The organism is Pararhizobium mangrovi (assembly GCF_006516965.1).
Classification (GTDB): domain Bacteria; phylum Pseudomonadota; class Alphaproteobacteria; order Rhizobiales; family Rhizobiaceae; genus Pararhizobium_B; species Pararhizobium_B mangrovi.
The window spans coordinates 1-409 of sequence record NZ_VHLH01000068.1; the positions used below are offsets into that span (position 1 = coordinate 1).

Here is a 409-nt window from a genome sequence, read left to right on the forward strand (position 1 = left end):
GCGCAGGGCCGTCTGGATGAAGCGCTCTGCCTTGCCGTTGGTCCTGGGCGTATAGGGTCGGGTGCGGACATGCTTGAGCCCGAGCTTTCGGCAGGCGGCGCGGAAGGCCTTGGAGGTGTAGCAGGGACCATTGTCGGTCATGACGCGCTCGACGGTGATGCCGAGGCTTTCGTAGTAGGCGACGGCGGCCTTGAGGAAGGCGACGGCGCTGACGGCCTTCTCGTCGGGCATGATCTGCGAGAAGGCGATGCGCGAGGCGTCGTCGATCGCCACGTGGACATACTCCCAGCCTGCACCCCGCCTCTTGCCCCAAGCCTGGCCCCTGCGTGAACTCTGCCGTGTGCGGTCGCCGGTGATGCGATGGCCGACGTGTTCGAAGCGGCCGAGCTTCTTGATGTCGAGATGGATC

1 protein-coding gene is annotated in these 409 nt (G+C 65.8%); it reads right to left on the minus strand.

Going from position 1 to position 409, the window contains the following annotated elements; genetic code table 11:
- The coding region (locus FJU11_RS18200) for a DDE-type integrase/transposase/recombinase (RefSeq protein ID WP_141168490.1) at positions 1-409 on the minus strand (409 nt) is incomplete at both ends.